The following is a 26,768-nucleotide window of genomic DNA, read 5'->3' as shown; positions in this document are numbered from 1 at the left end:
TAAAAGCTTGTTTAATAAACCGCCAAGTACACCAAGAAGAAGAGAATTTTGAGGGTAGTAGGCGGATTGATCAGTAATATGGCAGGAATTTTCTATCTAAAGGAAGTGTTTGCTTGAAAAAGGCTAGGTCATAATGACGATAGAGGATGATGTCTAGAAAATTTTATTAGCTAAATACCCAGAATTGAAAATGAGTAACAATATCAAAGAAAAAATTCAAACTGACCTACAACAAGCTAAAGCAACTGGACAATTGAGAAGCGATCGCATTCGCGAAATTGTCAAAGCTGCTGTTTCTCAGGTAGCATCTGAATTTAAGGCGGGTTCTCTAGAACTGCGGACTATTGTTAAGGATGCGGTTTCGGCTGTGATGGAAACTGTGCAAGAACGTGGTAGTGAAATTAAAGAAGAGGTGACAGCTTCAATTGAAGGTGTGTTAGAAGGAGTCAATAGCCAACGCCACGAAAATATTGCGAAAACACAAACGGAAATTAAAAGATTACAGTCGCAATTAGATAGCGAAGAAGAACAACTGCAAAAAGACGTTGATGTGATTTTGGCAGAAATTGAAGAGACAGGAAAGGAAACTTCTACGAGTACAAAAACTGTCTTGGATTCTGTAATTAATGGAATTAAAGATAGCGAAGAAGCAACTTTATTAAAGAAACGCTATGCACAATTGCAAGCACAACTGGCGATTGTTCGCGCTAATTTAGCGGCGCGTTATGGCGGACGTTCTGAGGAAGTACAAAATTATTTAGAAGACGCTAAACACTGGTATAATCAGGCGCGTCCCCAAGCGGAAAATATTGCAGCCCAAGTAGAACAAAAGCGATCGCAGCTCGATGATAAACTAGGAGAAGCTGGAAGTGCGATCGCTAGAAAAGAACGTCAGCTAAAACAAACTTTAAGAGAGGTACTTTTAGCTGCAGCTGATTTGTTTAAAGACAAAGATCATTCCGATCAACCAAAACTTCCTCGTGGCTAATTGTAGATCGATGAAGTAACTGGGGACGGGTTAAAAAAACCCGTCCTTAACTTTGACTCCAAATCCTTTCCGCCGTCCAATGGCGATGAGAATTTTGATAAATTTTGACATCTGATAACCCAGCTTGAGAAAATAACTCTCTCACTTCATCAAGAGTAAAAGCAGCATAGAGAGAATCGCGGAAGCATTTTGTCTGCATGGCGTTAAATTCTCCCCCGATACTGTTAACTAAATCGTTAATTGTCGCTTCATATGCAGGACGAAATAAATCTCTAATCAAAATTCCCCCGTGAGGTTTTACCACTCGCTTAAGTTCTAACAAGAATGGTAAAGGATCGGGTAAATGGTGAATTAAACTATTAGAAATTACCATATCAAATTGTGCTTCTGGATATGGTAATTTTTTGGCATCGACTAATTCTAGATTAATTTGTGCTTGCAAACCAGCTTTTTCTACATGTTGTGCAGCAATTTCCAACATAGTCGCCGCTAAGTCAATCGCTGTTACCTGCCATTGTGGTTGCATTTGACAGATTAACACAGGAATTTGACCAGGGCCAGTACCCACATCTAAAATTTTAGCTTGTGCTTGGGGGCAGAGTGCGATCGCTTCTTTGGCAAAAGCCGTATTTACCTCTGAAAAATCCATCGCGTCATAAGCAACAGATTCTTCTATTGAGTCCATTACTTCTGGTTCTAATACTCTCTTAATACTCATAATTCGTTATTTGGGCATTGGGCATTGGGCATTGGAAGTTTTCACCATACCCATAGCCAATTTCTAAAAATTTTATAACGTTGTGATGCACTGAAATCGGCTCATTGTTTTTTTGAGTTTTCCATCAACTATTAAACTCTTACCAAAAACAACTGACACAGCGCCATAAAAATTGGTAATGGGAAAGGTGAACTACACCAAAAACCCATTACCAATATTTTGTTTGATTTTGTATTCAACCCAGCTTCATTTGCAAACTAGTCAATCACGAGAAAATCTCTTTCCCCTAATCCCTTGCCACTAGTATTGTCTATTAAATTGTTCGTCATGCTTGGCGATAACCCAAACAGCATGGATACTACCGGGAAGCCAACCTAATAGTGTGAGTAAAATGTTGATAAATAAAGTAGGGCCAACACCAACTTCGAGAAATACTCCAACTGGAGGTATTAACAGACCGAGAAGTAAGCGAGTTAATTTCATGGTTTTGATTCTAATGTTTGCTTAGTTTACTTTCATTTGTATGACTGTCGCCGAATTATCAAATCTATCGCAGGCATTAATTCGATGACTAATATCTAGCACAGAGATAGCTTAAATCATATTTAGCTAGAGGGTAATTGAGTCTTGTCATTCACATCTCCACTGCCTAAAGCTAAATTCTTTTCAGCGAAGTAATTGTTAATGAAGGTGTTAGCAAAAGACAGAATTACTGGACCCAGAATAAAAGCAATAATTCCGTGAGCAGAAAAACCAGGAACTAATGCAGCAGCTAGGGCAAAACAAATACCGTTAACCACTAGAGAAAAAGCACCAAAGCTTAAGAAATTAAGTGGTAAAGATAAAGTAGAAAGAACAGGCTTTACCGTACCATTAACTAAGCCAATAACTAATGCTGCAATTATCGCTGCGGGGAAATTAGCAATATTAACGCCGGGAACCACTAAATCAACTATTAGCAAGCTTAAGGCTGTAGCTATTGCTGTTAACACTGGACTTAGCATTATTTTTACCTCACAAATAGATTATTGATAATGTGAACTTACTTTCACTATCTTGAATTAAATAATTTGTCTAAACATCAATATGAAGGTAGATTGTCGTTCTACCATTTGGCTGAAATATGCGGTTTTAATTTTACTATTTAATGATTTTCTGCTAAAATATGTTTTTATAATGGATAATTGTGTCAGTATTCATTTATAAAGAAAATATTAAAAATACAATAATGAACGACAATCTGGAGAATTTAGTTTATATATCAATACGGTTCAGTTAAGGATAATTATAGATTGGGTTTCGTTTCTCAATCCAACCTACGCAGGTTATAGGGCGGAGACTGTCAAAACAAGTTATTGCTTATAATAAAGCGAAGACTTATATAAAACCTGTTCTTGATGAGTTTCTAAAGTGCAATCCGAACGAGGATAAGTCACACAAGTAACAACATAGCCAGCTGCTATTTCTTGGGAACGGAGAAATTTCTGTTCGCTTTGATCCACTTCACCACTGATAAGTTTAGCCACACAAGCAGAACATTCGCCTTGTTTACACCCAGAGGGTAGGCGAATACCATTGTCTTCGGCAATATCAAGAATATATTGATCGTCTGGTACTTGAATAGTACGATCTAAACCTATTGTTTGATTAATCAGTCGAACTTGATAAACTCCCATTGGTGATGTCGTCGAATCTTCCCAATTACAAAACTTAATCAATTCCTCGCTTATTCTCTGCGCACCTCCGCGCTTACCTTTGCGAACCTATGCGTTAAAAATTCCCGTCTCAATCACCCACGATATTATGCAAAACTGTAATTAGGACATATTTTTGAGATTAGTCCAGCCAATCGCGATCGCAATCAAGGGAATCAGAAGCGCTAAAGGATTCCATACGCCTTTGGTGATGAGTACAATTTGGCTCATCATTGTCAATCCAATATAGGCGTAAACACCCCACTTCTTCATCAGCCACATACCGATGAAAGATATCAAACCACCGACTGATGCTAAGGCTAAAAACGGAGGATACCAAGCACCAATTCCAGCTGCTACAGGCGAGAAAATCAGTAGAAAAGAAGGAATTAAGCCAACGAAGCCAATAATGCAAATTACGGTGATCGCCACAGGTCGAGAGTTAGCTGTAGTCATCATTAAAACCCTTGTAAAATCTGCATTTTTCCAGCTTAACTCTATCTTTAGCTACATTTTCTCATTGCTCATAATAATTTAATGTGCTGTTACCGCTTCATCGCTGCTTTCATCGATAAACTAATCCGCTTTAATTTCTCATTCACTTCTAACACCCTGACTTTGACAACTTGTCCGACTTTGACAATCTTCTTTGGATCGTCAACAAATCTATCAGCTAATTGGGAAATATGCACCAAGCCATCCTGATGTACGCCAATATCCACAAACGCACCAAAGTTGGCGACATTGGTAACGATACCTTCCAATTCCATCCCCACTTCTAAATCTTTGATTTCGGTAATTCCTGCTTTGAAAGTGGCATACTTAAACTCAGCCCGAGGATCTCTACCGGGTTTTTCTAGTTCCTTGAGGATGTCGCGCAGTGTGGGTTCCCCTACGGTATCGGTGACGTATTTCTTCAGGTTGGCTTTTGGCAATTTGGCGGCGATTTGGGTGACCTGATTTAATGGTACGCTGAGGTCAGATGCGATCGCCTGGACTACAGAATAACTCTCAGGATGGACGGCTGTATTATCCAAAGGGTTCTCACCGTTACGAATTCGCAAAAATCCAGCTGCTTGTTCAAAAGCTTTTGGCCCTAGTTTTGGTACCTTTAACAATTGACGACGATTTTTAAACGCTCCATTCTCGTTGCGATAGGTAACTATATTATTGGCGACTGCTGGGGTAATTCCCGAAACAAAAGTTAAAAGTTCTTTAGAAGCGGTATTTAAATCCACACCCACATAGTTAACGCAGCTTTCTACTGTTTCATCCAATTTTTTCTTCAGCAATTTTTGGTCAACATCATGCTGATATTGTCCCACGCCAATAGATTTTGGATCGATTTTCACTAATTCCGCCAAAGGATCTTGTAATCGCCGACCAATACTAATAGCACCGCGCACGGTAATATCTAAATCGGGGAATTCTTCTAAGGCGACTTTGCTAGCAGAATATATCGATGCACCCGATTCATTTACCATAACTTTAATCGGTTTGCGTTCCATCGTTTGCAGTACTTGGGTGACAAATTCATCAGTTTCGCGGGAAGCTGTACCGTTACCAATAGCGATTAATTCGATTTTGTATTTTTCCAGAAAATTCTTGATAGTTTGCGCAGCTTTTGTGCGTTGTTCGGCTGCTTGATGGGGAAACACAGCTTGGTATTCTAAAAACTTGCCAGTTTGATCTAATACTGCTACTTTACACCCAGTTCTAAAACCTGGATCGATGGCTAAAGTAGGTTTCATTCCTGCTGGTGCAGATAATAGCAATTCTCGTAAATTGGTTTCAAAGGTTTTTATCGATTCAATATCAGCATAGGTTTTCTTTTCGGCGATAACTTCCCCCATTAAAGATGCTTTCATTAAGCGGTTAAATGCATCTTTAATTGTGGCTTGATAAAAATCGCGAATGGCGCGAACTTTGGTTTTAATTTCCTTTGCTTCCAAATAACCAAGTACGACATCTTCATCAAAGGAAATTTCAAAATTTAAGATTTTTTCCGCTTCACCGCGACACAACGCCAAAATATTATGAGGTGCGATATTTGGTACCTTAGCTTGGTAATTGCGGTACATTTCAAATTTTGTTGTGCCTTCGGGATGTTCATCTTTAATCCAAGAGATAAACACGCCCGATTCTAACAGATAATCGCGGATATATGCTCTCGAATCTGCTTTTTCGGCTATTTCCTCTGCCAAAATATCCGCCGCGCCTTTCAACGCTTCTTCCGCAGATTTTACCCCTAGAGCTTCCGAAATATATTTCGCTGCTTCTGTTTCTAAGGAAGCCGAGACAGGATTTTTCACATTCAGGGATTTAATAAACTCCGCCAACGGTTCTAAATTTTTCTCTCTGGCGATAGTGGCACGAGTGCGACGCTTTGGTCGATAAGGTAAGTATAAATCCTCAAGTTCAGTTTTTTGTAAACAGGATGTAATTTGCGCTTTTAATTCATCAGTCAGCTTACCTTGATTAGCGATCGCATTTAAAATTACCGCCTTTCTTTCTTCCAGTTCTGTTAAGTATGTATACCTATCGGATAAGTCCCGCAATTGAACTTCATCCATCTCGCCGGTGCGCTCTTTGCGGTAACGTGCAATAAAAGGAATTGTTGCACCTTCTGCTAAAAGTTCCAGCGCATTTTGCACCTGATAAGGTTTAAGCTCTAATTCAGTTGCCAGTAATTGAGGAATGTTCAGCATTTGGTGTCTAAGTAGAAAACGCTTGTTCTGTAGGTAATATGCTAGATCGTTCTTCCCCTACCAGCATATAGTGTTAAGCTAATTTATCAGATGATTATCAAATCTTGATTTTTTACACCGTTATTTTACATAGCCAGTTGTTTCTCAAAGCTGGGGCGATGTAAAATTAACCACAATGCCAAAATCTCTTTTTATCTGTTTATATCTAACGTTGCGCTTTTGATTTTAGAGGTTAGTAGAAATGGCTTTGTTTTTCTTAGTTCCACTGTGTACTGCATTATTAACCGGCTATTTCGTCAAGCAGTCTCACGATGAAATTGCTTATATAGCTGGTGTATTTGGCTTTATTTGCTTCATTTTGAGCTTGGTTTTAGCACCTTGGCAAGTTCAGCTTTTGATGTTAGTTGTTGTCCTCATCACCACTAACAGGCTATTGTCCAAAAATGAATACAATTTACCCAATAATACAGATAAACAATCCCGGCAATGATACTACCTCCATTTAAATAGCACAGTTTGACGGCAACAAAAATTGAATTAAGTTAACTTTATTCCCGTTCTTGAGAAAATACGAGTATTATTTTTCCTAATTTACATTACAGCTACGTAGATTGGTAATTTCCTCATCCTCATAGTTCCCGAAAAATCCTCAGGTTCGTTAATTGAAGCTCATCTCCATTTACAGCTAAATTTTCCGAATTTCGCGTCAATCCCCCATTTATCAAGGCTATGCACATACACCACAATATATATGCGGTTTGTGTATGTGCAAAATTAACCATAAGTATTATTTCCCTGTTCGCTATCGCCAATCAAGAATTGAATTTTACACACCTAATTATCAGCTTTTAGTCCGGAAACCTTGAAATTCTAGCCGTAGAAAGAGTTGTTTGTCTCATATATGTAGCAGGAAATACAAAGTATTCCGATTCTCAACCTTAAGATTTGTAATTACTGGTTAAGGTGGAATTACTTTCAGGAGAATTCCTGAGATGACTGAGTTAGGATGGGCAAACTCTACTTGCACTGGCAATAATCTAAACTGAGATGGTTAAAAACTGGGCTTTAGTTATTGGTATTAATGATTATAAATTCTTGCAACCGCTTAAATATGCCCGGCGGGATGCAAAGTTGATGCAGAATTTGCTTCACAATGATATAGGTTTCGAGCGAGTTTTTTTATTTGCGGATGACTCACCTCATCCCCATCGCCCTAATTTATTACAATTTATCCAAAAGTTATTTGCGCATCCCTTTTTAGAACCAGAAGATAACTTCTGGTTTTTCTTTAGCGGTCATGGGATGATACATGCTCAACAAGATTACCTCATGCTTGCCGATGGTCATCCAGATGATATTGCCAATACAGGCATATCTCTACAATATCTCACAGAATGCTTCCGCAATTCTGGCTGTGAAAATATTGTCATGATTTTAGATGCTTGTCGCCAGCAGCAACCCAATCATGGCGGATTTGGAGAACAAACACAACAGCTAGCCGATAAAGCCGGAATCATCAGTATTTTATCTTGTCGTCCCGATGAGACTTCGGCAGAAATTGATACAACTCAACAAAGTGTATTTACTCAGGCAATCTTAGAAGGATTAGGCGTTCAGGGACAATGCGCCACTGTAAAACGTTTGCAGCAATACCTCAATTTCCGCATACCAGAACTATTGACACATTATAAGTATCCCCTGCAAACGCCTCAAATTAATAGTCAAGCCGCGCGATCGCCAAAGATTATTGTCAATAAGTATGCTAATTTAGCGGAAATTGCTTCTCAAAATCTGAATTTATCTCCAAAAGAAGCAACTCATAGCCAGGAACTAGCCAAATTAGAGCAACTGTGGATACGCACCAATAAGTTAGAGAATGGTGGCAATCATCATAATTCAAATAGCATTGTTAGCATCGCTGAATATTTGGCAGGTAGCGATACACAAGCTTCTATTTATGATTCCCCTGTAAATATCCTGGCACAACCGCAACATCAGTCAACTGTCACCATCACCGAACCACCTAGCGATTACCTCAGTTCCGAATCCAAAGTCAACTACCAACAATTATCCGCATTATTAGCTGCTGGTGATTGGAAAGCTGCAGAACGAGAAACTGTCACCCTGATGCTAAAAATAGCCCGCAGAGAAACAGCAGGTTGGCTAGATATTGCCGCGATTAACAAATTTCCCTACACTGACCTTTGGATTATCGACCAACTGTGGGTGAAATATAGCCAAGGACGCTTTGGTTTTAGCGTGCAAAAGCGCATTTGGGAAAGTATGTACGGTGAAGCTGAGGGTGATTATCAAACATGGACTCAATTTGGCGATCGCATCGGCTGGCGCGTCAATAATCAGTGGCGATTTTACTCCGACCTTAATTTTACAGCTAATGCACCAGAAGGACATTTCCCCGCCGCCGCTACTGTAGATTTACTCCACGTGCATCAAGGTTGGGTAGTCGGCTTATTTGGATCTTTGGTAGGATTCTCCGCTCTTGCCGCCAGATTATCCCACTATTAATATAGCAAACAGCGATCGCACTTTTGTACAAATTGCGTAGGGGTTAGGGGCTAGGGGCTAGGGAAGGAGGACAAATAATTCAAAATTCACGCATTAAGAATTCTATTTGACTTTTGCCCAATGCCCAATGCCCCATGCCCAATGCCCAATGCCTATTGACTCCTTTGCCTCACTAACTCCGCACCTAACTCAATTGCAGCTTTCATACTCGTAGCATCCGCAATTCCCTTACCCGCAATATCAAAAGCCGTACCATGATCCGGTGAAGTTCTGACAAAAGGAAGACCAATAGTAGTATTAACAGCGCGGTCAAAAGCCATCAATTTCACCGGAATTAAACCTTGGTCGTGATACAGTGCTAAATAACCATCAGCCGGATTTTGACTTTGACCGTTGCCATACCAAGCTTGACCAGGCTTTACCCACATCGTATCAGGTGGAATAGGCCCTTCTAGCTGCCAATGGGGACGGTTTTGTCGTTCTTGTTCTAGCCAGGGAATTAACCAATCGATTTCTTCTGTTCCCAATTGTCCCTGTTCGCCACTGTGGGGATTTAAACCCGCGATCGCAATTTTCCCATTCTCAATGCCAAAATCTTGCTCTAAACAATCCACCAGCAAATCTAGCTTCTTTGTTAATAATTGCGGTGTTAGCGTTGTTGATACTTGACAAAAAGGAATATGTGTAGTAGCCAATAAAGTACGCAGCGTCCAATTAGTATAAGGCGATCGCGCCACAAATAACATCCCGAAGCGCTCCACACGCGATTTTTGGGCTAAAAGTTCCGTTTGTCCGGGATAATCGTAGCCGGCAGCCTTCCAAGCCGATTTGGCAATGGGAGCCGTAACAATACCATCAAATTTACCAGCTAAAGTTTGGGCGATCGCATATTCCATATAAGCAAAACTCGCCGCACCACTCGCTTTATTGCCAGTGCCGATGATAATTTCATCTTGAATATCTGCTGGTAATGGCACATCAATCACAGATAAATCGGCTGGATTTGCCAACGTAATGCGATCGCCCACGGGCAAATTTGTGTAAATTCTGTTTAATAAATCTAAACTACCGATTACCGTCACATCATAATTTTGCCGCCAACCTAAATCAGCCAAAGCCTTTAAAATCACCTCTGCCCCAATTCCCGCCGGATCTCCCAACGTCAACGCCAACCTTGGGCGATTATGAGAAGCTGAATTAACTACCTGATGTTGATTAACTTGGTACATAAAATTACTTAATAGTTTTGTCTAACAACTAAATTACCTAGTTGCTTGAAACCCAATCGCAACAGACACAACTTCCAAAAAACTATCAAGAAAATTCCTCTTCCCTGCTCCCTGCCCCTCTGCCCCCTGCCCCCTGCCCAAGAATAGCCACCAAACTGGTTTAAAATTATTTACACTGGTCTAATCCAACAGTGGCTGTTAAGAAGCTCCTGACAGACCTAGTTTACCTTTAATGCCTCCGGCAATTGGTGAACGTAAAACTCAAATACCTGATTTTTAGGCGTAGCGAACATCAGATTAGCGTCATCAAGTCTAATCTATGGAGCAAACCAAAAAACAGGCAAGCTAAAGGTTAACCTTTAGCATCCGCCGCAATCGACTGAATGCAAGCAAGTTGAACGGCAATAAGTATCACATCAATCATTCGCTAAGGAGAATCACACCAATGGGTGGCGAAATTTTGAATACAGCATTGTTGGCTTTCAGTTTAATCTTCGTAGGTTGGGGCATAGGCACTTTATTACTGAAAATTCAGGGTGCAGAAGAAGAATAACTCTGCTAACCAATAGATTTTCACGCGCCAGATGAGTCAATCTCTCTGGCAATATAGCTTGTCCGGTTTTCGGACAAAGCTTTTTTTACATATAACTTGTATAAATTATGAAAATAAATGTAAACTTTTGTTTAGGCGATCGTTCTGTTAAAATTCCTGTCATATAAATTAAAAAAAATTTACAACCCTCATGACATTATTAATCGTCGGTGCCACTGGCACCTTAGGAAGACAAGTGGCTCGTCGTGCTATCGATGAGGGGTATAAGGTGCGCTGTCTTGTCCGGAGTACTAAAAAAGCTGCTTTCCTCAAAGAATGGGGTGCAGAACTTGTATTAGGAGATTTATGTTACCCGCAAACCCTTCCCGGCGCACTTGAAGGAGTCACCGCAGTAATTGATGCGGCTACATCTCGTCCCACAGATTCACTCAGCATTAAACAAGTAGATTGGGACGGCAAAGTCAGCCTCATCCAAGCAGCCAAAGCAGCAGGTGTAGAGCGCTTTATTTTCTTTTCCATCCTCGAAGCCGATAAATATCCAGCAGTACCCTTAATGGAAATTAAGCGCTGTACAGAGCTGTTTTTAGCCGAATCTGGATTAAATTACACCATATTACGCCTAGCTGGCTTTATGCAAGGGTTAATCGGTCAATATGGAATTCCGATTTTAGAAAATCAGCCAGTGTGGGTAACCGGTGAATCTTCACCTGTAGCTTACATGGATACTCTGGATATTGCTAAATTTGCCATCAAGGCATTAAATGTACCAGAAACCCAAAAGCAAACCTTCCCCGTAGTTGGTACTCGCGCTTGGAGTGCAGAAGAAATCATTAAAGTGTGCGAACGCCTTTCTGGTAAAGAAGCGAGAGTCACGCGGATGCCAATCAATTTACTACGGACAGTGCGGCGTTGCCTGAGATTTTTCCAATGGGGATGGAATGTAGCTGATAGACTAGCATTTACAGAAGTATTAGCCAGTGGTAAACCCTTAAATGCCTCAATGGATGAGGTATACCAAGTTTTCGGGTTAGATCCTCAACAAACAACTACCCTAGAAAGCTACCTGCAAGAGTACTTCAGCCGAATTATGAAAAAACTTAAAGAGCTGGACTACGAGAAAAATAAAGCTAAAAAGCAGAAGTCTAATAAAAAATCACCATTTAAACAGCCTGCAAAAATTAATGGTCAAGAGTCAAGGGTTAATGGTCAATAGTCAATGGTCAATGGTCAATAGTCAATGGTCAATGGTCAATGGTCAATGGTCAATAAATTATCAACAGTGGACTTTTGACTTTTGACTCTGGACTTTTGACTTTTGACCCCAAACACATGACTACGTTGTCAAAAATGTGTAAGGATTAGCATAATACAGAGCGTCGCCTAAACTTGGATATTTGAATGTGCCGAAAGCAGGCATTATCTACAATGACCTTAAACCGATAGCGAGTCGCATTGCTATCGAACTCAAAGACAAACTAACCGCAGCCGGTTGGAATGTATGCATCACAACTAGTATCGGTGGTATATTGGGCTACTCTAATCCAGAAAGTCCTGTATGCCACACCCCACTCGACGGTCTCACACCGCCAGGGTTTGACTCAGAGATGAAGTTTGCTGTGGTATTAGGTGGAGACGGGACTGTTTTAGCAGCGTCTCGCCAAGTAGCCCCCTGTGGAATTCCCCTATTAACAGTGAATACTGGACACATGGGGTTTTTAACAGAAGCTTACCTCAATCAACTGCCGCAAGCAATTGAACAGGTGATGGCGGGTAACTATGAAATTGAAGAACGAGCCATGCTCGCTGTCAAAGTGCTACGGGGAGAATCGATACTTTGGGAAGCATTGTGTCTCAATGAAATGGTACTCCATCGAGAACCATTGACCTCTATGTGCCATTTTGAAATTGCCGTAGGGCGTCATGCAGCAGTTGACATTGCAGCTGATGGTGTAATTGTTTCCACACCAACTGGTTCTACCGCTTATTCTTTAAGTGCTGGCGGCCCTGTCGTCACCCCTGGCGTACCGGTGTTACAGCTCGTACCCATTTGTCCCCATTCCCTAGCTTCTAGGGCTTTAGTATTTCCCGACAGCGAACCAGTTAACATCTACCCAGTCAATATACCCCGGTTAGTGATGGTAGTAGATGGTAATGGGGGATGTTATGTATTCCCAGAGGATCGGGTATATTTAGAGCGATCGCAATATAGCGTCCGATTTATTCGCCTCCAAGCACCAGAATTCTTTCGGATTTTGCGAGAAAAATTGGGTTGGGGTTTACCCCATATTGCCAAACCCACTTCGGTAGAATTACCTTAGATAGTCATTAGTCATTAGTCATTGGTCATTAGTTTAAAACTGTAACCTATGGCTTATGGCTAGTGACTTTTGGTTTTTTTGGTGATTTCCTTCCAGATTTGAATTATGAATGGTGAATTATTAATGATGAAATTACCCTAAAAATAAATTTAGGGAACAAGAATCAGAATTCTTCGCCATATTGTCTGTATTAGAGATAATTAGGTGTAACAGTTAGGGAAAGTTTCATGAGCTTTCCGCCTTTGTAGCTATTAATAATAGAGGTATCTGCCAAAATTATTGAGAATTCATTATTCATAATTCATTATTTATAATTCAACCTGGCAATATTCTTATGACAGCTGCTCATAGTCCTTGTGTTTTAGTTATTGAAACCGATGAAAGCCTAGCTAACCAGCTTTCTTTCGATTTACAAGAAGCTGGCTACGATTCGATTTTGGCACATGATGCCCTTAGTGGTTTACAATACAGTCGCGATCGCCAACCTGCATTAATTGTTCTCGATCGCATGTTAGCAGGCGAATCAGGACTTTCACTGTGTAAAAATCTCCGAAACGCTGGTATGCGCTCCCCTGTACTAGTGCTGATGGCACGAGATACAGTAGACGATCGCGTCGCTTGTTTAGAAGCTGGAGCCGATGACTATATTCTTAAGCCTTACCGTTCCGAAGACTTTTTAAAGCTAATTCGGCTCTATTTAAAACCAGATGTAGACACCACAGAACAGTTGCGCTTTGGCGACTTGGTTTTAGATATAGGTACCCGTCGCGCCATATACAACGGACGCATTATTGACTTAACCATGAAAGAATTTGAACTTCTCAAGTTCTTAATGGAACATCCCAGAGAAGTATTAACCCGCGAGCAAATTCTGGAAAATGTCTGGGGTTACGATTTCATGGGAGAATCAAACGTCATAGAAGTTTATATTCGCTACCTGCGCCTAAAAATTGAAGAAGAAGGGCAAAAACGCTTAATTCAAACAGTACGTGGTGTAGGCTACGTATTAAGAGAATCTTAAAAATTCATCCCAGGACTTAGTAAGATTACAGCCCAATAATTAACCGTCCCACCCTTAAACAAGGTGGGATTGTTAATTGTTGATTGTTGACTGTTGACTGTTGACTGTTGACTATTGACTACTGACTACTGACTACTGACTACTGACAGTTGACTATTGACTAAATACTCAATGCCCCATGCCCAATGCCCAATACCCCATTTTCACAGTACAATCGAAATCCAAATCACAAAATAGGTAATTTTATGTTGCGCGGACTAAGTTTATTTTCTATCTTGCTGAGTGTTTTGCTCATGGGTTGTTCTCCACCCACTACAGCTAAACCACCTACCAGCACATCCGAGTCTCAAACTTTAACACCAGTATCTGCTGGACAAAAACTACCAATTACGGCTGAGGCTATTGTGCCCAATGGCACTAAAATTCAGTTAGAAGTGGCAAAGACTGCCAAGCAGCAAGAAATTGGCTTAATGAATCGCACATCTTTACCAGATAACCAGGGGATGTTGTTCAAGTTTCCTTCACCACAGCCAGCTCGCTTTTGGATGAAGAATACGCTGATTCCCTTAGATATGGTGTTCATTCACAATGGGGTTGTTAAATATATTCAAACTTCTGCTCCTCCTTGTACAAAAGACCCCTGCCCTACTTATGGCCCTGATACCTCTATTGATACCGTAATTGAACTGCGCTCTGGTAGAAGTTCGGAATTAGGATTAAAAGTTGGTGATAGTATCAAAATTAATTATTTTTAGTTAGTGTTATTACTTACAACTGCATAATTAGTGAGATGTTTCACTGATTGTGAAATCTTGATAAAGAACGTAGATGTAAAAAATATTACGTCATATAGTATAATATGCTATCACTCAGCGACTATTGAAAATATCACCAAACATTGGAAGGTCTTATGTCTCCACAGCATAACCAGACCTGTGAAGTTTATCAGTTAAAGATCATCCTTTTGGTGTAGGTGTAAATAGTCGCTCATAAGAGACTATTAACTAAGGAATTTTGATTACTACATGTGTAATTAAAGAAGCTGCTATAGTTACTAGAAATTCAACTTATTGACCTGAGCTAAATGCTACTTGAACACCAATCAAGCAAGTAGCTTGGGAGTTTCAAATTTAACTTTCCTACGATCGGGGCAATTTCTTTAAAGTAAATTTAGACAAAATTTGCTGTGGAATTTCAGTATTAATGTCATAGTGACAGATAAGATACTGGCTACTGGTTAAGGAGAAATGGTGAACCAATATATGACAATACACTCTGCACAAGGAGGTGAGATACAAATGTCACCATCGAAGTATTCTCGACTGATTCATTTTTTGCAAGAAGATTTGGCAATTTCTACAGCGTCTTTAGCTGTGGCGTTACGACATCGCGAACAAGATCCAGGCCCTTTAGCCATGATTCTTTGGCAATATGGTTTAATTACGCTGGAGCAACTAGAAAAAATTTATGATTGGTTGGAGACGGCCTAGATATGAACAGCTCGTAGGAGGATTGAGAGATGTCAAATCTGCTATGTCTGTTACCAAAGTTGATCAATAAAAAAACAAAATTTTACCTTAATTATTTTTGCCAATTTCAATTTAAAAAGCGAGTTAAATCTTTAACTCGCTTTTTTGATTTGATGCAGTTTGTAACCTGTCAGTCTGTAGCCAAGCTAACAATTCTCACTCTACAGAAATAATACCAATTCAAATAACCTTTACGACACATCAAAATATTCTAGAGGGCATGGCAGTGCCAGTGCCCCTACAATCTGTCGCATTCTTTTTTCCAATTGGTATAATTTTCTAGAAATCAACCAAACTGTTTGAGCACAGGTAAATAGCCTGGAAACCCCTACCAATGACCAATGTAAGGGCGGGTTCACACATATCTTAGTCGAGCAACGATGATCTAAATAAACCCGCCCCTACTGACAAATGACCAATGACAAATGACCAATGACAATTATTTTAATATTTTGGGAATTAGATATATTTTGATGCCAAAAATTACTGTATTCTGAGAAAGAATACAGTAAAGGAAGATATCCAGAGTTTTTATTCGGGAGCAACAGCTTTTTCTGTTTGGTGGTTGATTGACCAACGATAGTCAATCGGCACAGAGGAAAACTGGCAAATCTCTTCCAGGTGCTTTTGTTGGACAGCTGCTTTACGCAGAGTAATAATTAGCTGATTCACCTGATGACGCAAATCCGGGTTTTGACTTACTGCTGACATTGTTTGTCTCTCTAAGAGTTGCAGTATAAGTTCGTAGTGGATAGGTGATGGCAGAGGAATTTGCTCCATGAAGTTAATTTGCTTTTTCAAATAGGGGATTGTGGGAGAAGCGAAGTTTTTTGGGCAATAACTAAATTGTTACATATGCAACCAGTATTTGCTAAACCCTGAGATAGATTCAGTGATAAAAGCTATAAAGATTTAGCAAAGAGATTGGTAATAGCTAACTGTGGATCTACTTGTTTGACTAATGACTCACCAATGAGTACAGCCGATGCACCTGCGGTTGATACTAAATTTAAATCCTCTGCTGTATGTAATCCTGACTCGCTGACAACTAAGATGTTCCGTTCTTGTAACTGCTGTCCTCTGGTTGCGAGTAATTCACAAGTTGTTTGTAAGTTTACAGAAAAATCTTCTAAGTTGCGGTTGTTAATTCCTACTAAAGTGATGCCATCTAAGGCTAACACGCGGTCAAGTTCTGCGAGACTATGGACTTCGATTAATGCAGCCATTTTGAGAGAATTGGCAATTTTGACGAAATACTGCAAATCTTGGTCGCTCAGTATAGCCGCAATTAATAAAACCGCATCTGCTCCCCGAATCCGTGCTAAATACATCTGATAGGGATAGATGATAAACTCTTTACATAATAAAGGTAAGTCTACGACGCTACGCACCTTGGCTAAATTATCAAAGCTACCTTGAAAGAACTTTTCATCTGTAAGTACAGACAAGCAACTAGCACCACCTTGTTGATAAGCAAGTGCGATCGCAATTGGGTCAAAATCTTCCCGTAAAACTCCCTTACTTGGTGAAGCTTTTTTTACTTCGGCAATTAACGCTGGTTTTGTCTTCCCTTGTTTTAACGCGCCTACAAAATCACGGGTAGGTGCGGCGGTGAGTGCTTGCTTTTGCAATTCCCTTAAAGGCACTTTTTCCCGCATTTTCTCAACTTCTATTTCTTTATGCCAGACAATTTCTTCCAAAATATTGTTTGGCTCTGCGCCAGGAACAGCCACCTGATAACTTAAATAGGAAATTGAAACAGGTGTACTCGGTGCGACACGACGGATTTGCATAATGGTCAATAGTCAAGGGTCAATGGTCAATGGTCAATGGTCAAGGGTCAATGGTCAATGGTCAATGGTCAACAGTGTGAATTTGTAACTATAAACTATTGACTTTGGACTATTGACTTTGGACTTTAGACTATTGACCCTTGACTCTTAAATTAATGTACGATCGCTCTTTTATAAGCTTCATCCAAAACTTCGGAAAGTGTCGGATGAGCGTGGACTAAATGGGCGAGGGTGTTTACAGATTGGCGTTGCGCTACGGCGGCTGAGGCTTCATGGATGATGTCTGAGGCGTGTAGTCCAAAGATATGGACGCCTAAGACTTCTCCGGTATCTTGGCGATATATCACCTTGGCAATACCGTCGGCTTCGTTTTCTGCTAAGGCTTTAGAATTACCTTTGAAATAACTCTTGCTCGTAGCTATTGTAAAACCTTGCTCTGCACCTAGTTCTTTGGCGGCAGTTTCTGTTAAGCCAACATAGCTCACTTCTGGATGGGTAAAGGCGGCTGCGGGAATGCTGCGATAATCTACCTCACGCGGCCTACCAACGATATTTTCCACAGCGACGATACCTTGGGCAGATGCAGCATGAGCTAGCATCATTTTGCCGTTAGCATCGCCAATTGCCCAAAGATGGGGAACAACTTCGCCACCAGATAATACCGCCATGCTGTCATTAACTGGGATGAAATTACGACGGTCGAGTTCTACACCCACAGATTCTAAACCGAGATTTTTGGTAGCTGGGATGCGTCCAGTAGCTACTAGACAAGCATCTACCTCAATCACTTCTAAATCTTCTTTGGTTTGAAAATCAGCTAACTCAATTACCACTGGGGAACCAGGGATAACTCGTTTGGCGTAGATACCAACTTTTGTTTCAATATCGCGGGGGGTAATTAACACCCGTTCGGCTAATTTGGCGATATCGCGGTCAAATCCTGGCATTAATTGATCCAGGGCTTCAATCATCGTGATTTCGCAGCCTAAAGCCGAGTATATATCCGAGAATTCTAAACCAATGTAACCACTGCCAATAATTGCTACCCAGTTAGGTAGCGATTCTAACCTGACACCTTGGTCGCTAGTAAATACAGTTTTGCCATCTACTTCAATGCCTGGGGGGACAAAGGGCACGGAACCAGGAGACAAAATAATGTCTTTGGCGGTGATAGTTTTTTCACTACTATCGCCAATAATACTGACTTTTTGCGTACCGACTAACTTTGCCCAACCTCTGATGATATCAACACCTAGACGCTTGAGGCTATTAGTTAAATCGCCTTGGATTTTATTTACAAGATTGGTAGCATGATTTGCGATCGCTTGGCGATCGAACTCCACATTACCGATTTGAATTCCTAAGGACTTGAGATGGTGGGTATTCCGTAACTCCCGCACCCGTCCCGAAGCTGCTAACAGCGCTTTCGAGGGAATACAACCCCGGTTAACACAGGTTCCCCCCATATCAGCTGCTTCCACAATCGCTGTTTTTAAGCCGCAACTGACGGCGTGTAGGGCTGCTCCATGTCCACCTACACCAGCGCCTATAATGACTAAATCGTAATCGTATCCCTGACTCACGTTAGTTTCCCCGTGTGCTCCGCCTATTTATTCTCAACTTGACCAGCCATCAGTGCAACCCCCCTTGAGGTTCGGGAGTCGCTAATTTCAAATTATGATTTACGCTAGCAGGCAAAGGGACTGAATATCTTCAGTATGCTATTTAAATTTGTATAATCGCTGTATTTTATACTTAAATTGGGCATTGGGCATTGGGCATTGGGCATTGGGCATTGGGCATTGGGCATTGCGAAAAAAAGCAATAACCAACAAGACTTTTGATATTATTTATCCCCCTCTGCTCCCCCTGCTTCCTCTGCTCCCTCTGCTTCCTCTGCTCCCTCTGCTTCCTCTGCTCCCCCATCCCCCACTCTCAGATGTTAATTCCTAAGTTAAGTGAATTTACAATCCGCCGGAATGCTAGCGCTAAATCGTTTCAACGAGGTGAGGCTTATTATGAGGCGGATGCGGTGCTATATCTAACTCAACGCGGTAATGTCATTCAGGCGGAAGTAGATGGTAATGAGCCGCATCCTTATGAAGTCGGACTGAGTTTTAATAGTGGGGGATTAACCTCAGTCAAATGTAGTTGTCCTTATGATGGTGACGGCTGGTGTAAACATATTGTGGCTACTATGCTGGTTTGTATGCGTCAGCCACAAATGATTGAGGAACGTCCGACATTAGAACAACTCCTAAGTAGGCTGGATCATCAGCAAACTCAAAGATTAATCCAACAGTTGATAGTAGAGTATCCCAGATTGATTGAGGCTGTCGATCGCCATGTCACCTGGATTACTTACACTCCTGTGAAAAATAACAACGTTAAACCGTTACGCCAATATAACCTCGATTCTAAACCTTTTGCCCAGAGAGTACGCCAGATTCTCCGCGATGCTGTGCGTGCTTGGGAAAATGGCTATGATGAAGATCCAATTACGGAAGAAATACTGAATTTGGTACAAGGGGCGGTAGATTTGTGCGAACAAGGAGATGGGAAAAATGCGATCGCAATTTTAGCAGCCATTACTTCTAGTTGTGTCGATAATTGGGATGATGTGGCTGATTATGGTGCCGATCATGATGAAATTCTCCCACAATTAAATGCAGCTTGGTGCGAAGCTATTCTCACCGCCGAACTCACCCCAGTAGAAAAAGTTGATTTACAAGTTAATTTGGAAACATGGCAAGATGAATGGGATGCTGATTTTGGCTTGGCTTCGGAAGCTTTACGCCAAGGTTGGCATTACCCACTGTTATTACAAGTGCTAGAAGGTGATATTCCCGATATGGGAGTATGGGAAGATGATATTCCCGACTACGCCGATGATTTAGCTTTAATTCGCCTGAAAATTCTCGAACGGCAAGAACGTTACCAAGAATACTTGTATTTAGCCGCCGCCGAAGGACAAACGGAACAATATTTAACTATGTTAGGGCGTTTGGGGAGAGTTGACGAAGCGATAATTGCTGCTCAAGCCCAGATGAATACAATGGAAGAAGCCTTTGCTTTGGGAAAAACCCTCAAAGAGCAAAATTCCTTGTTAGAAGCCTTAGAGATTGCTCAAATTGGCTTAGATTTACCAGGAAATTGTCAGTACGATTTGGCAATATGGACAACAGATTTAGCCTTAGAATTAAATAATCAACCAGCTGCTTTATCTGCAATGATAGCTGCTTTTCAAATTCAACCATCATTGGTGAGCTATAAAAAAATTGCCGAATTAGCCGGGGAAGAATGGGCGATTGTCAAACCAGATTTATTACAAATTCTCCGCACCTTTGGCGGTTGGGGAACAGAAGCGGCCAAAGTAGATATATTTTTACAAGAAGGCTTAATTGAAGATGCGATCGCCATTGTTAACGAAATGAGTTCCTACCATGCCGATTTAATTTATCGTGTCATGGATGTGGCAATTGCGCACAAGCCTGATTGGGTAATTGCTAATGCTCGCCACCGTGCCGAATTAATTATGGAAGCCGGGAAAGCAGAATATTATAATACCGCAGTTCAATGGTTAAAAAAAGTCCGTGCTGCTTATTTAGAAGCGGGAAGAAAAGCAGATTGGGATAGTTATAAAGCCAAGTTAATTCAAGAGCATGGGCGCAAGCGGAAATTGATGGGATTAATTAAAGAACAGGGGTTAGATTAGGCATAGATGTGAACTTAACGCGAAACCCGCTTACCGCAAGGAACTGAAGTTCCTTGCTCATAGCCAAAGTCATCTCAAGATGACTAAATATCTTCAAAATCTTGAGTCTACTTTAGTAGACTTGGGCTATGAGCCTTGGAATTCATTCCAAGGCGGGTGACAAAGCTAAAATTTTGAATTTTGAATACTTCGACAGGCTCAGTACAAGTTTTGAATTTTGAATTGTTAATCCTTCTATCCTCAGACTTGCTTCATCTGTCTGACAGCGTAAGTATAGTTTCTATCTTTTGTGGGATTATGCCTCTAGAATCATTCGTTAACTTATGTGGAGTAACGCAAAGAAATTTTTCTTAGTAATTGCAAAACTAAGAAAATTTCGCTAATTTTGGAGTGTTTATGACCTATACAGTTGACGAAAGCACAAGACCAGCTTTAGAAACTTTCAAACGCTTTGATGTAGATACTCAACTAGCTTTACTTTGGTACGGTTATCTGGATATTAAGGATCAGCTAAATCCAGCGCCTCCTAATAGCGTAGAAATTCCGGGTAAAGCTGTGTTTGATAAAATCCAAGATTTATCTCAGCAAGAACAATTGCAAGCACAACGTGACTTACTACGGGGTGGAAATAGTGAGATTAACCGTGCTTACAAAGCCTTAAGCCCTAATGCTAAATTAGAGGTTTGGTTGTTGCTGTCTCAAGGAATTGAAAACGGTACTATTATCCCAGTTCCTTCTGAGTATAAACTTCCTAATGGAACAGATGAATTTGTCGCCCAGATTAAAAATCTAGAGTTCGATCAACGGTTGAATTTTATGCTGACTGCTGTGCAAGCTTTGGGTTAAGTTAAACCAGTTTGGATTTTGAATCAGAATTTAACTTCTGGTTTCAGTTTCTGTAAATCCATTGGTTGCAATCATTCTTTTGATTAATATTAGGAAGGTTGGTGCTTTATCAAGCTTAAAGCTAAAGCACCAATCTTCATTAATAGATAATTGTCGGTTGGGTTGTAGCTTGCTTCCCGTAGGGTACGAAATGAAACCCAACAAACCCCTGGAAATGTTGGGTTACCCTGCGGGAAGCCGCTCCGCGTCTACGTTCCTCAACCCAACCTACGCAGCTACCGTGCATTAGGGGCTTTTAATAAATCTTATGAAATTGATGAAAGCTTTAGTTGTTAGACTTTACAAGTCTCGATGCGAGAGAAGATACCCCTCCTTCCCCTTCTCCGCCTCCAGTAGGGTAAATGTCCATCAGGGGCTGTGGTGTTGAAAGTTACTTGCCTGTACTCAATCCAGGTGCTTTTTATTTTCCATCCCACGCGATCGCCATATTTCTCCCAGGCTTCTTGATGATACTCGCTGTCTGCCTTACCGCCTACGCTCAAGTATATTTCTCTTTGAACGCTGAAGCCAAATTTTCCATTGCTATATTTTACCCATAAGCGGTCAATTGTACGGAGGTCAGTACAGGGGAAGTTTAATAATTCTTCAGACTTAAAGTAATCACCTTCCTGCTTATCTAAAGCTTGAATCATCACTTTATATGTTTCCGTATCAGCGTCTTTCCAGTTCCCTGCTGCTAGTAAGTCGCGCAGTTTGGTATAGTCTACGCTTGTTTCGGAACTGAGATCGTCATCTGGTTCAGGTGTTGGTTGTTTGGCTTCATTGGTGGAGATTGGCGAAATTGACTGCTGAGAAATTAAACGATTATGTATCGGTGCAATATCCTCATCTCGCAGTTTGAGAATTTGTTGTAATCGCTGTAAATCATCAACAGTTCCATCACTAAGAATTGGTTCTTCTTCTAATGCTTCAATCAGGGTTTGTTCATATTCCTGTAAGCTTTCCTGTAATTCACGAAATGGTTTTTTAACTTCTTCTTCTATCGCTGCTGCTATTTCTGGGTTTAACCCCAACTCAGTTTGTCTACGAATTAAAACCTTGCGTCCCACAACCGAAACGCGACCATTTCTAATACGTTGCTCAACTTCTTTACGATACTCTAATTTTGGATCGCCTACTGGTGCTTTAGCTAAGTGAATTGTATAACCTTCCTTAACTGCAAAAATTTCCGGCTTCATCACTGGTTTTGCTTCTATAACCTTGCGCTTGGCATATTCATGCAATTCAGCTACAGTAATCACACCATCGTTGTCTTTATCTGCGGCTCCGGTTTCAATTCCCTCAACCAAATAGCTAGTGTAAACTCCGCCTCCTGAATCTTCAAAGGAAAGTTGTGTAGCTGTTGATGAAGTTAACACAGCTCTACCTTCACCACCTAATTGCGTGCTGATTTCATTTTCAATACTGAGATTAACAATATTTTTAGCACTCATCCCCTCAGCAAAAGCACCGCTAAAACAACAGTCAAGAATTAACACTTGTCGCTGAGATTTGCTAGGACGCATGTAATAATCATGAATGAATTTAGCATCTACAGCTGTACCGATTATTGGTAAACCTTGCGTATTGATTTTAGTATTGTGGCTGATAAAAAATAGATTTCCGTTTTCATGTCTATAGCCATGTCCAGAAAAATACAGCAGCACTACGTCTTTTTCTTGACATTTTTCGAGAAACATCTGCTCAATTTCTGAGCGCATGGTATCGGAATCAGGATTAGATAAAAACTTCACTTCATCAAATCCGCCTATGTCTGGATTCTTCAACACACGCTGCATTGCTTCAATATCTTTAATCACACCAGATAAATTATTTATCTTTGGAGACTCATATTCACTAGCCCCAATCAGCAATGCATATTTCGCCATTTTGCTTGCTTAGTTCCGTTTAAATACGTAAATTTTCTCTAATTCTATATTTTATACATTATTCAAATAAAGGTTTCCGTATGATTTGGGTTTAGTATGTGAAAAATACAGCAGATTGCAAGTTGGTGAGGTACAGATAATCGTTGATTGTAGGGGCACTGGCACTGCCATGCCTCAAAGCGCGTACCTCATTTACCTGAAAATCCCTGTATTATCAGGTTATCCCAATTCAAATAATGTTTGCGACAGATAAATTCTTTGTAGGGGCACGGCATCCGCAATCTTTTGGCATATCAAATTATCTTACTGGTGCCGTGCCCCTACTACCCATCTGTCGCGTTCTTTTTTCAAAATGGTATTATCCTAAATTGCAACAATAATTAGACATATACACCCGTAGGGGTGGGGTTTCCCCACCTGTGTCAAATTAAGCTCAAAACCTTTCTCTATCTCGTTTCCAGACTCCTTGTGGAAATGCGTATTGCGAGGTGGAGACTCGGAACCTGATAAATTGAGGCCAACCGAGCAGTATTGTTATCTAATTTTCTTACGACGCTCTTCATTTTTCCTGTCATACAAAAACCATTCCTCATCACTCATATGTTGGGCATTTTTAATTCTGTGAACAGCTAACTCTAAATACTCAGAATTAATCTCACATCCTAACCATTTTCTACCTAATTGTTCAGCCGTTACTGCTGTAGTACCCGAACCTAAAAAGGGGTCAATTACAATATCTTGGCGTTGTGATGAAGCTAGAATAAATTTTCTAATCAATTCTTCTGGCTTTTGGGTAGGATGTTTAGTTTTCTCATGCATTCCATTACAAGTTGTGGGAATTTCGATGACATCTCTGGGTTTAGCACCCTTTAAATTTGGGTTCCATATCTTCCCATTATTCTTACCATTATTACCATAATTACTAGTACTAGCTTGGGGATGTAAGGGATATTTTAAAGTGTGTTCACCATATAATATCCTGACATTTTCGATATTCATATAAAAATCTTTAGACTTACGGAAATGCAAAATACTTTCATGGGAACGTCCCCAATCATTTGCTAAATTTGCTTTATTTTTATAGTGCCAAATCAACCAGCGACATCCTTTAAAGAAACGAGATGCAGGTAATTTAATATCAGCTAATATTTCCGAGAAACCACAAATATAAAAACTACCCGTAGGCTTAAGAATTCGCGAAACTTGCTCAATCCAAATTACAGACCATTGTACATAAGCTTCCTGAGATTCAAAATTATCCCACTCGGCTTTTTTAATATTATATGGAGGGTCAGCAATTACTAAATCAACTGACTCAGTTTCTAAACGACACAGCCACTCTATCGCGTCTCCCTGCCAAAGTTCACCATTTTCATGAGCATAAAATAATTCCATAGCCTCAATATAAATAATTCAGTCAGCATCAATGAAATCAATTTGTTAATATTGATAAACACTAATGCTGACCAATTATGCAAGAGGTTTATTGTAATTATTTATGAACTAAGATTCTACAATTCGTAATGTCTTGAGAAGTTAATTGTACAATTCCCCACGCATAACTGTAACGGCTTGCCCAGCTAAATAAACGCGATCGCCTCCAGGATAACGCACCTTCACAACTCCCCCACGACTGGATGCTTGATAAGCTAAAAACTCATCCTTACCTAAGCGATCGCGCCAATAAGCAGCGAGACAGCAATGTGCCGCACCAGTCACAGGGTCTTCATTTATACCTAATCCCGGCGCAAAAAAGCGAGAGATAAAATCATACTCGGAATCAGCTTGCGTAATGCTAGTAACGATAACATCAGCCACAGGTAAGCTTTTCAATTGTTGAAAATTTGGCTGTAATTGTCGCACCAAATCCTCAGACTCTACTTCTACCAAATAGCCGAGGGAATTCTGCACCACAGATTTACAAGCTACACCCAAAGCTTGACTCAGTTCTTCTGGTACAGCAATAGGTTGTGAATGATTTACAGGAAAATCTAACTCAATCCATTCACCTTGCTTTGCAGCAATTAATACACCACTTTTAGTATAAAAACGGGCAACTTTATCTGGTGATAAATGTCCTTCTGACCAGAGTACATGAGCGCTAGCTAAAGTCGCATGACCACAAAGGGGTACTTCTACAGTCGGTGTAAACCAGCGCAAATTAAAGCCATCATCCTGTTTGACGAGAAAAGCTGTCTCCGATAAATTCATTTCCTGCGCCACATTCTGCATCCAGCGATCGCTTTCGGGAGTTGGTAACACACATACAGCAGCTGGATTTCCTGCAAATGGCTTATTGGTAAAAGCATCCACTTGTGTAATTATTTTTCCCATAGCATCACCCTTGTATTTAGACTGCGATCGCTTTTAACAAATTAATATGAAAAAGGATACATTTACCGAGCCTATTTTCCGTACAATCGAGTCAAATAAGTCAAGCATCGTACTTGCCATGTTTCATCGATAACAAAATATAAAAGGGTAATTACAGAGTTTACAGCGATTGTTAGTAATGAAGTGATGATTAACCAGGCGATCGCTCAAGAAAAATAATGGCTCTTAAACACATATTTAGTCTATGTTAAAAAATGAGCCAAATTACCGTTTAAGAGTTCCGAGCAATGCTAAATCAGAACAAACAATTGAGTTTAAAAATACTTGGTGTCCTTTTTGCAGCCATGAACTTAGTATCACTTTCTGTAGGATTAATCGGCTGCTCTAATGAAGTTCCAAACCCACTCAATCAAACTGAGCAACAAAAGGAACAGTACAAAAATCAATCAAATCAAGAATCTGAATCAAATCAGAATAATGACGACGATGACGATGACGACGACGATGATGACAAAAAAGGTAATAGAAAAAATGACAAAGACGATGATGATTAATAGTAATTAGAAATAAGCTAATCGTTTTTGGAAGAATGTTTCAGTCACACCTAAATCTCGGACTGAAACTCCAAATTCATAGAATATAGGGGACTTACAAAAAATAAATTACCCATATTTCGTAGTGCGTTCGCGTAGCGTGTCCGAAGGACAAACATCTTGCTCGCTGGTGTTTAAAAGCGAGCAAGATGCTCGCACTACAAATTTATTGGGTATTTAAAAAATTGGATGTCCCTAGGGCAAAAATATGAGATTTTTTAGCCATAATAATTTATACAGCATATTTCAGATAAATGAGGTACGCGCTTAGGGGC

General features: G+C 40.4%; 25 protein-coding genes. 12 read left to right on the top strand and 13 right to left on the bottom strand.

Annotated elements, in window-relative coordinates; all coding sequences use genetic code 11:
• Positions 1-190 precede the first annotated feature (190 nt).
• The gene (locus AACW45_RS13000) at positions 191-988 is read left to right on the top strand and encodes a histidine kinase (protein ID WP_190633029.1); all 798 of its coding nucleotides are present in this window, start codon (positions 191-193) and stop codon (positions 986-988) included.
• Positions 989-1,034: 46 nt separating this feature from the next.
• On the opposite strand, the gene AACW45_RS12995 is transcribed toward AACW45_RS13000, so the two are convergent.
• The 6 genes from AACW45_RS12995 to AACW45_RS12970 form a co-directional block, all read right to left on the bottom strand.
• Positions 1,035-1,700: a methyltransferase domain-containing protein gene (locus tag AACW45_RS12995; RefSeq protein WP_190633091.1), complete on the bottom strand. Its 666-nt coding sequence runs from the start codon at positions 1,698-1,700 to the stop codon at positions 1,035-1,037.
• Between the two features lie 306 nt (positions 1,701-2,006).
• Positions 2,007-2,189: a YqaE/Pmp3 family membrane protein gene (locus AACW45_RS12990; protein WP_190551008.1), complete on the bottom strand. Its 183-nt coding sequence runs from the start codon at positions 2,187-2,189 to the stop codon at positions 2,007-2,009.
• A 122-nt stretch (positions 2,190-2,311) separates the two neighbouring features.
• Entirely contained in the window at positions 2,312-2,710 is a 399-nt protein-coding gene (locus tag AACW45_RS12985) for a phage holin family protein (protein ID WP_190633028.1), read from the bottom strand.
• 348 nt (positions 2,711-3,058) lie between these two features.
• Positions 3,059-3,382: a 2Fe-2S iron-sulfur cluster-binding protein gene (locus tag AACW45_RS12980; RefSeq protein ID WP_190633027.1), complete on the bottom strand. Its 324-nt coding sequence runs from the start codon at positions 3,380-3,382 to the stop codon at positions 3,059-3,061.
• 141 nt (positions 3,383-3,523) lie between these two features.
• A complete protein-coding gene (locus AACW45_RS12975) occupies positions 3,524-3,856 on the bottom strand; it encodes a hypothetical protein (RefSeq protein WP_190633026.1) in 333 nt (110 codons plus the stop codon).
• An 89-nt stretch (positions 3,857-3,945) separates the two neighbouring features.
• Positions 3,946-6,108 carry a Tex family protein gene (locus AACW45_RS12970; protein WP_190633025.1) on the bottom strand — a complete coding sequence of 721 codons (2,163 nt, stop codon included), beginning with the start codon at positions 6,106-6,108 and terminating at the stop codon, positions 3,946-3,948.
• Positions 6,109-6,349: 241 nt separating this feature from the next.
• Here AACW45_RS12970 and AACW45_RS12965 point away from each other — a divergent pair, with 241 nt between their 5' ends.
• Positions 6,350-6,598, top strand: a complete 249-nt coding sequence (locus tag AACW45_RS12965) for a hypothetical protein (RefSeq protein WP_190633024.1) — start codon at positions 6,350-6,352, stop codon at positions 6,596-6,598.
• Positions 6,599-7,155: 557 nt separating this feature from the next.
• Positions 7,156-8,634 (top strand): GUN4 domain-containing protein, encoded by a 1,479-nt coding sequence (locus AACW45_RS12960; RefSeq protein WP_190633023.1) that lies wholly within the window; start codon positions 7,156-7,158, stop codon positions 8,632-8,634.
• 152 nt (positions 8,635-8,786) lie between these two features.
• Here AACW45_RS12960 and pdxA read toward each other — a convergent pair whose 3' ends face one another.
• Entirely contained in the window at positions 8,787-9,863 is a 1,077-nt protein-coding gene (pdxA, locus tag AACW45_RS12955; protein ID WP_190633022.1) for a 4-hydroxythreonine-4-phosphate dehydrogenase PdxA, read from the bottom strand.
• 445 nt (positions 9,864-10,308) lie between these two features.
• Between pdxA and petM the strand changes: the two genes are divergently transcribed.
• The 6 genes from petM (at position 10,309) to AACW45_RS12925 (ending at position 15,245) form a co-directional block, all read left to right on the top strand.
• A complete protein-coding gene (petM, locus tag AACW45_RS12950; RefSeq protein ID WP_096645287.1) occupies positions 10,309-10,416 on the top strand; it encodes a cytochrome b6-f complex subunit PetM in 108 nt (35 codons plus the stop codon).
• Positions 10,417-10,606: 190 nt separating this feature from the next.
• Positions 10,607-11,629, top strand: coding sequence for an SDR family oxidoreductase (locus AACW45_RS12945; protein ID WP_190633021.1), 1,023 nt, complete (start codon positions 10,607-10,609; stop codon positions 11,627-11,629).
• Positions 11,630-11,816: 187 nt separating this feature from the next.
• On the top strand, positions 11,817-12,734 hold the full coding sequence (locus AACW45_RS12940) for an NAD(+) kinase (RefSeq protein ID WP_096645291.1): 918 nt from the start codon (positions 11,817-11,819) through the stop codon (positions 12,732-12,734).
• A gap of 334 nt (positions 12,735-13,068) precedes the next feature.
• Positions 13,069-13,755, top strand: a complete 687-nt coding sequence (nblR, locus tag AACW45_RS12935) for a response regulator transcription factor NblR (RefSeq protein ID WP_190633020.1) — start codon at positions 13,069-13,071, stop codon at positions 13,753-13,755.
• A gap of 245 nt (positions 13,756-14,000) precedes the next feature.
• Positions 14,001-14,510, top strand: coding sequence for a DUF192 domain-containing protein (locus AACW45_RS12930; RefSeq protein WP_190633090.1), 510 nt, complete (start codon positions 14,001-14,003; stop codon positions 14,508-14,510).
• A gap of 507 nt (positions 14,511-15,017) precedes the next feature.
• Positions 15,018-15,245, top strand: a complete 228-nt coding sequence (locus tag AACW45_RS12925; protein ID WP_190633019.1) for a DUF2949 domain-containing protein — start codon at positions 15,018-15,020, stop codon at positions 15,243-15,245.
• Between the two features lie 570 nt (positions 15,246-15,815).
• Here AACW45_RS12925 and AACW45_RS12920 read toward each other — a convergent pair.
• The 3 genes from AACW45_RS12920 to lpdA form a co-directional block, all read right to left on the bottom strand.
• Positions 15,816-16,064 (bottom strand): DUF5340 domain-containing protein, encoded by a 249-nt coding sequence (locus tag AACW45_RS12920; protein ID WP_096645299.1) that lies wholly within the window; start codon positions 16,062-16,064, stop codon positions 15,816-15,818.
• Positions 16,065-16,186: 122 nt separating this feature from the next.
• On the bottom strand, positions 16,187-17,077 hold the full coding sequence (gene trpC, locus AACW45_RS12915; protein ID WP_096645300.1) for an indole-3-glycerol phosphate synthase TrpC: 891 nt from the start codon (positions 17,075-17,077) through the stop codon (positions 16,187-16,189).
• A gap of 152 nt (positions 17,078-17,229) precedes the next feature.
• A complete protein-coding gene (gene lpdA, locus AACW45_RS12910) occupies positions 17,230-18,660 on the bottom strand; it encodes a dihydrolipoyl dehydrogenase (protein ID WP_190633018.1) in 1,431 nt (476 codons plus the stop codon).
• A 356-nt stretch (positions 18,661-19,016) separates the two neighbouring features.
• Between lpdA and AACW45_RS12905 the strand changes: the two genes are divergently transcribed.
• Complete coding sequence (locus AACW45_RS12905) at positions 19,017-20,792, top strand: SWIM zinc finger family protein (protein WP_190633017.1); 1,776 nt, start codon at positions 19,017-19,019, stop codon at positions 20,790-20,792.
• A gap of 396 nt (positions 20,793-21,188) precedes the next feature.
• Positions 21,189-21,638 (top strand): orange carotenoid protein N-terminal domain-containing protein, encoded by a 450-nt coding sequence (locus tag AACW45_RS12900; protein ID WP_190633016.1) that lies wholly within the window; start codon positions 21,189-21,191, stop codon positions 21,636-21,638.
• Positions 21,639-21,970: 332 nt separating this feature from the next.
• On the opposite strand, the gene AACW45_RS12895 is transcribed toward AACW45_RS12900, so the two are convergent.
• The 3 genes from AACW45_RS12895 to AACW45_RS12885 form a co-directional block, all read right to left on the bottom strand.
• Positions 21,971-23,566, bottom strand: a complete 1,596-nt coding sequence (locus AACW45_RS12895) for a caspase, EACC1-associated type (RefSeq protein WP_190633015.1) — start codon at positions 23,564-23,566, stop codon at positions 21,971-21,973.
• A 534-nt stretch (positions 23,567-24,100) separates the two neighbouring features.
• On the bottom strand, positions 24,101-24,961 hold the full coding sequence (locus AACW45_RS12890; protein ID WP_190633014.1) for a DNA-methyltransferase: 861 nt from the start codon (positions 24,959-24,961) through the stop codon (positions 24,101-24,103).
• Between the two features lie 141 nt (positions 24,962-25,102).
• Positions 25,103-25,900 (bottom strand): PhzF family phenazine biosynthesis protein, encoded by a 798-nt coding sequence (locus AACW45_RS12885; RefSeq protein WP_190633013.1) that lies wholly within the window; start codon positions 25,898-25,900, stop codon positions 25,103-25,105.
• A 287-nt stretch (positions 25,901-26,187) separates the two neighbouring features.
• Here AACW45_RS12885 and AACW45_RS12880 point away from each other — a divergent pair, with 287 nt between their 5' ends.
• Positions 26,188-26,454 (top strand): hypothetical protein, encoded by a 267-nt coding sequence (locus tag AACW45_RS12880; RefSeq protein ID WP_190633012.1) that lies wholly within the window; start codon positions 26,188-26,190, stop codon positions 26,452-26,454.
• Positions 26,455-26,768: the final 314 nt, after the last annotated feature.

Origin of the sequence: Calothrix sp. FACHB-168 (assembly GCF_963889195.1) — a bacterium.
In the GTDB taxonomy this organism is placed as follows: Bacteria; Cyanobacteriota; Cyanobacteriia; order Cyanobacteriales; family Nostocaceae; genus Aulosira; species Aulosira anomala_A.
This window is presented reverse-complemented; position numbering and strand designations above follow the sequence as displayed.

Bases quoted from the DNA above. Each gene is read 5' to 3' on its own strand.
- AACW45_RS12960 (WP_190633023.1), top strand. From the start codon at position 7,156: ATGGTTAAAAACTGGGCTTTAGTTATTGGTATTAATGATTATAAATTC.
- AACW45_RS12925 (WP_190633019.1), top strand. From the start codon at position 15,018: ATGACAATACACTCTGCACAAGGAGGTGAGATACAAATGTCACCATCG.
- AACW45_RS12900 (WP_190633016.1), top strand. From the start codon at position 21,189: ATGACCTATACAGTTGACGAAAGCACAAGACCAGCTTTAGAAACTTTC.
- AACW45_RS12985 (WP_190633028.1), bottom strand. From the start codon at position 2,710: ATGCTAAGTCCAGTGTTAACAGCAATAGCTACAGCCTTAAGCTTGCTA.
- AACW45_RS12890 (WP_190633014.1), bottom strand. From the start codon at position 24,961: ATGGAATTATTTTATGCTCATGAAAATGGTGAACTTTGGCAGGGAGAC.
- AACW45_RS12885 (WP_190633013.1), bottom strand. From the start codon at position 25,900: ATGGGAAAAATAATTACACAAGTGGATGCTTTTACCAATAAGCCATTT.
- petM (WP_096645287.1), top strand. From the start codon at position 10,309: ATGGGTGGCGAAATTTTGAATACAGCATTGTTGGCTTTCAGTTTAATC.
- AACW45_RS12965 (WP_190633024.1), top strand. From the start codon at position 6,350: ATGGCTTTGTTTTTCTTAGTTCCACTGTGTACTGCATTATTAACCGGC.
- AACW45_RS13000 (WP_190633029.1), top strand. From the start codon at position 191: ATGAGTAACAATATCAAAGAAAAAATTCAAACTGACCTACAACAAGCT.
- pdxA (WP_190633022.1), bottom strand. From the start codon at position 9,863: ATGTACCAAGTTAATCAACATCAGGTAGTTAATTCAGCTTCTCATAAT.
- nblR (WP_190633020.1), top strand. From the start codon at position 13,069: ATGACAGCTGCTCATAGTCCTTGTGTTTTAGTTATTGAAACCGATGAA.
- AACW45_RS12920 (WP_096645299.1), bottom strand. From the start codon at position 16,064: ATGGAGCAAATTCCTCTGCCATCACCTATCCACTACGAACTTATACTG.
- trpC (WP_096645300.1), bottom strand. From the start codon at position 17,077: ATGCAAATCCGTCGTGTCGCACCGAGTACACCTGTTTCAATTTCCTAT.
- AACW45_RS12970 (WP_190633025.1), bottom strand. From the start codon at position 6,108: ATGCTGAACATTCCTCAATTACTGGCAACTGAATTAGAGCTTAAACCT.
- AACW45_RS12905 (WP_190633017.1), top strand. From the start codon at position 19,017: ATGTTAATTCCTAAGTTAAGTGAATTTACAATCCGCCGGAATGCTAGC.
- AACW45_RS12980 (WP_190633027.1), bottom strand. From the start codon at position 3,382: ATGGGAGTTTATCAAGTTCGACTGATTAATCAAACAATAGGTTTAGAT.
- AACW45_RS12975 (WP_190633026.1), bottom strand. From the start codon at position 3,856: ATGACTACAGCTAACTCTCGACCTGTGGCGATCACCGTAATTTGCATT.
- AACW45_RS12930 (WP_190633090.1), top strand. From the start codon at position 14,001: ATGTTGCGCGGACTAAGTTTATTTTCTATCTTGCTGAGTGTTTTGCTC.
- AACW45_RS12895 (WP_190633015.1), bottom strand. From the start codon at position 23,566: ATGGCGAAATATGCATTGCTGATTGGGGCTAGTGAATATGAGTCTCCA.
- AACW45_RS12945 (WP_190633021.1), top strand. From the start codon at position 10,607: ATGACATTATTAATCGTCGGTGCCACTGGCACCTTAGGAAGACAAGTG.
- AACW45_RS12880 (WP_190633012.1), top strand. From the start codon at position 26,188: ATGCTAAATCAGAACAAACAATTGAGTTTAAAAATACTTGGTGTCCTT.
- AACW45_RS12990 (WP_190551008.1), bottom strand. From the start codon at position 2,189: ATGAAATTAACTCGCTTACTTCTCGGTCTGTTAATACCTCCAGTTGGA.